This is a genomic window from Aeromicrobium sp. PFPM2_SD2 (assembly GCF_057364525.1).
Map to the genome: position 1 here is coordinate 1 of NZ_JBNFNZ010000239.1, position 3823 is coordinate 3823.

Annotated in this window: 4 protein-coding genes; 2 read left to right on the top strand and 2 right to left on the bottom strand. The window is 72.2% G+C overall.

Translation table 11 applies throughout. The features are described 5' to 3' along the window. Positions 1–224: 224 nt before the first annotated feature. Positions 225–626 (top strand): hypothetical protein, encoded by a 402-nt coding sequence (locus tag AC2W7G_RS11170; RefSeq protein WP_485868492.1) that lies wholly within the window; start codon positions 225–227, stop codon positions 624–626. A gap of 106 nt (positions 627–732) precedes the next feature. On the opposite strand, the gene AC2W7G_RS11175 is transcribed toward AC2W7G_RS11170, so the two are convergent. After that, on the bottom strand, positions 733–912 hold the full coding sequence (locus AC2W7G_RS11175; protein WP_485868493.1) for a hypothetical protein: 180 nt from the start codon (positions 910–912) through the stop codon (positions 733–735). A gap of 54 nt (positions 913–966) precedes the next feature. Further along, entirely contained in the window at positions 967–3345 is a 2379-nt protein-coding gene (locus tag AC2W7G_RS11180) for an ATP-binding cassette domain-containing protein (RefSeq protein WP_485868494.1), read from the bottom strand. 206 nt (positions 3346–3551) lie between these two features. Between AC2W7G_RS11180 and AC2W7G_RS11185 the strand changes: the two genes are divergently transcribed. Next, positions 3552–3803 carry a hypothetical protein gene (locus AC2W7G_RS11185; protein ID WP_485868495.1) on the top strand — a complete coding sequence of 84 codons (252 nt, stop codon included), beginning with the start codon at positions 3552–3554 and terminating at the stop codon, positions 3801–3803. The last annotated feature ends 20 nt before the right edge of the window (positions 3804–3823 follow it).

Sequence of the window (3823 nt, forward strand, 5' to 3'; positions counted from 1 at the left end):
CGGGCCAGCGGGACGCCGCACAGCGTCTGGTTCGTGCGGGGGAGCCAGGCGTGGACCTCGCCCGCCGGCGTGCGGTAGCCGTCCGGGTCGGTCCACGTGTCGGTGGCGGCCGTCGCCGCGCTCGTGCGTCCTGCCATGGCCCGGACGTACCCCGTCGCGGGCGTTCCATGTCACCCCGGTGCGGACCTACGGTGGACTGGGCCGGCTCGACAGCAGGAGGCGCCATGACGGACGACCCGCCCCGCCGCTCACCACGCGTGACGGTGACGTTCTTCGCCACCGGCCGCTCCGTGCTGACCGTCGACGGCGTCTCCGAGCGACATCCTCGTCCGGTGGACGCGCTCGAGCGCGTCGTCCGGCTCGCGCGGGGCGTCCCGGATGGCGAGCTCGTCGTGCGGGTGCTGACCGTCGACGGCACCCGCATCCGGCTCGTCGCGGCGGCGTCCGGCGACCTCCGTGACGAGGCGCACCCGGCGGCGGTCTACGCGCCCGACGAGCTCGCAGCGCTCGTGCTGGCGCTGGCCGCGCTGGACGACGAGCCGCCGGTGTCCCCGCCACCGCGTCGGACGACCACCGGAAGTGTCCTGGTGCCCGATGCCCTGCCGTCGCCGCTGCCGCCGTGGTGAGGCCCCAGGGGAGCGCCGTTCCCTGCGGGAGTCGTTCAGCGGGATGGTCGAAATGTCATAATGTGCATTATCGGACAACTGTCGACGCTGGCGATCGGGCGGCCGCCTAGCCGACCCGACGCACTCTGCCCTTCCGGCCGATGAGCTCGGTGAGCGCGAACGCCACCAGGAGCCCGACCGTCCCCGTCAGTCCGAGCCCGACGACGTCTCCGAGGCTCTCGCTGGCGAAGATCAGACCGAGCCAGAACATCCCGATGGCGAGGATCATCGCGTTCGCAGTCCTCATGTCAGCATCTCCTTCGTCCAGCGCATAGGTACGCCCCTCCGAGCAGCCGCTCACTCAGCTGACATAACGCGCCAGGTGCTCGCCGGTGACGGTCGAGCGCTGGGCGACAAGGTCGGCGGGCGTGCCCTCGAAGACGACCTGGCCGCCGTCGTGGCCGGCGCCCGGTCCGAGGTCGATGATCCAGTCGGCGTGGGCCATGACGGCCTGGTGGTGCTCGACGACGATGACCGACGTCCCGGCGTCGACCAGGCGGTCGAGCAGCGCGAGCAGCTGCTCGACGTCGGCCAGGTGCAGCCCGGTCGTGGGCTCGTCCAGGACGAGCACACCACTCCCCTCGCCCATCTGGACCGCCAGCTTGAGCCGTTGCCGCTCGCCGCCCGACAGCGTCGTCAGCGGCTGGCCGAGCGTCAGGTAGCCCAGACCGACCCCTGCGAGGCGGTCGAGCACCTTGGCGGCGGCCGGCACCCGCGCCTCCTCCTCGGCGAAGAAGACCCCCGCCTCGTCGACCGACATCGCCAGGACCTCGGCGATGTTGCGCCCGCCGAACGTCAGCTCCAGCACGGACGCCTGGAAGCGGCGCCCCTCGCACTCCTCGCAGGGAGCGGCGACGCCGGCCATCATCGCCAGGTCGGTGTAGACCACGCCGGCCCCGTTGCACACCGGGCAGGCGCCCTCGGAGTTGGCGCTGAACAGACCCGGCTTGACCCCGTTGGCCTTGGCGAACGCCTTGCGGACCGGCTCCAGCAGACCCGAGTAGGTCGCCGGGTTGCTGCGGCGCGACCCCTTGATGCCGCTCTGGTCGACCGCGACCACGTCGTCGCGCGAGGCGATGGAGCCGTGCACGAGCGAGCTCTTGCCGGACCCGGCGACGCCCGTGATGACGACCAGCACGCCGAGCGGCACGTCGACGTCCACGTCGCGCAGGTTGTTGGCGTCGGCCCCGCGCACCTCCAGGACGCCGGTGGGCGTGCGGACCGCGTCCTTGAGCCGGGCCCGGTCGTCGAGGTGGCGCCCGGTCACCGTGTCGCTGGCCCGCAACGCCTCGACGCTGCCCTCGAAGCAGATCTCGCCGCCGCGCGACCCCGCGCCGGGCCCGAGGTCGACGACGTGGTCGGCGATCGCGATGGTCTCCGGCTTGTGCTCGACGACCAGGACGGTGTTGCCCTTGTCGCGCAGCTGGAGCAGCAGCGCGTTCATGCGGTCGATGTCGTGCGGGTGGAGCCCCACGGTGGGCTCGTCGAAGACGTACGTGACGTCGGTCAGCGACGAGCCGAGGTGACGGATCATCTTGGTGCGCTGCGACTCGCCGCCCGACAGCGTGCCGGACGGCCGGTCCAGGGACAGGTAGCCCAGGCCGATCGCCACGAACGAGTCGAGCAGGTGGCTCAGCCCGGCCAGCAGCGGAGCGACGGACGGCTCGTCGAGGTCGCGCACCCACGCCGCGAGGTCGGTGATCTGCATGGCGCACAGGTCGGCGATGTTCATGCCGCGGATGCGCGACGAGCGTGCCTCGGGGCTCAGCCGCGTGCCGTCGCACTCGGGGCAGGTCGCGAACGTGACGGCACGCTCCACGAACCGGCGCACGTGCGGCTGCATCGCCTCGACGTCCTTGGACAGGAACGACTTCTCGATCTGCGGCACCAGTCCCATGTACGTGACGTTGATGCCCTCGACCTTGATCTTGGTCGCCTCGCGGTGCAGCAGGTCGTGCCACTCCTGCTCGGAGAACTCGCCGACCGGCTTGTCGGGGTCGAACCAGCCACAGCCGCGGAAGATGCGTCCGTACCAGCCGTCCATGCTGTAGCCCGGGACGGTGATGGCGCCCTCGTTCAGCGACCTGCTCGCGTCGACGAGCGCCGTGACGTCGAAGTCCTGGACCCGGCCGGTGCCCTCGCACCGCGGGCACATGCCGCCGAGCCGCTCGAACGTCGCCTTCTCGGCCTTCGTGCGCCCGCCGCGCTCGATGGTGATGGCACCGCTGGCGCGCACCGACGGGACGTTGAACGAGTACGCGTTGGGCGAGCCGACGTGCGGGTCGCCGAGGCGGCTGAACAGGATGCGCAGCATCGCGTTGGCGTCGGTGGCGGTGCCGACGGTGGAGCGGGGGTTGGCCCCCATGCGCTCCTGGTCGACGATGATCGCCGTCGTCAGCCCCTCCAGGACGTCGACGTCGGGTCGCGCGAGCGTGGGCATGAAGCCCTGCACGAACGCGCTGTAGGTCTCGTTGATGAGCCGCTGGGACTCCGCGGCGATCGTGCCGAAGACGAGCGAGCTCTTGCCCGAGCCCGAGACGCCGGTGAACACCGTCAGGCGCCGCTTGGGCAGCTCGACGCTCACGTCGCGCAGGTTGTTGACCCGCGCGCCCTGCACCCGCAGGAGGTCGTGGGCGTCGGCGGCGTGGGACGGGGGGCGCTCGGTCTGCGTGTCGGACATGGCCGGTCTCCTGGTCGCGGTCGTCAGCCCGCATCCTGCCAGGCCGCGGTGACACCGCGGGTGCGCCGCGAGGGCGTCGCTCAGGTCGCGGACCGCGCGACCGATGGTGCAGCACGAGCACCGGCCGGACGTCGTCGTCGGCGCCGGACGATAGGGTCCCTGTTCGACGTCGGGACGGCCGGCGGCCACGAGGAAGCAGGACGGTCATGGACGAGGTGGACGAGCGCCGGGCGCGCAACACCGTCCGCTGGGCGTCCATGCTGGTCGACGACCTGCTGTCCCTGGCACCGGGCCACCCGAACGCCGTCACCGTCGCCCAGGACCTCGTCACCGCGCGCGCGAGGTCGACGCGCTCCGGTCCGCCCATCCGGACGCCGCGTGGGCGCCGCTGGCGGTCACCCTGCTCGCCACGGCCGCCGGACGCGCCGACGCCGCGCTGCGAGCCCGCCACGGCCTGACCGACGACGACCTCGCCCGC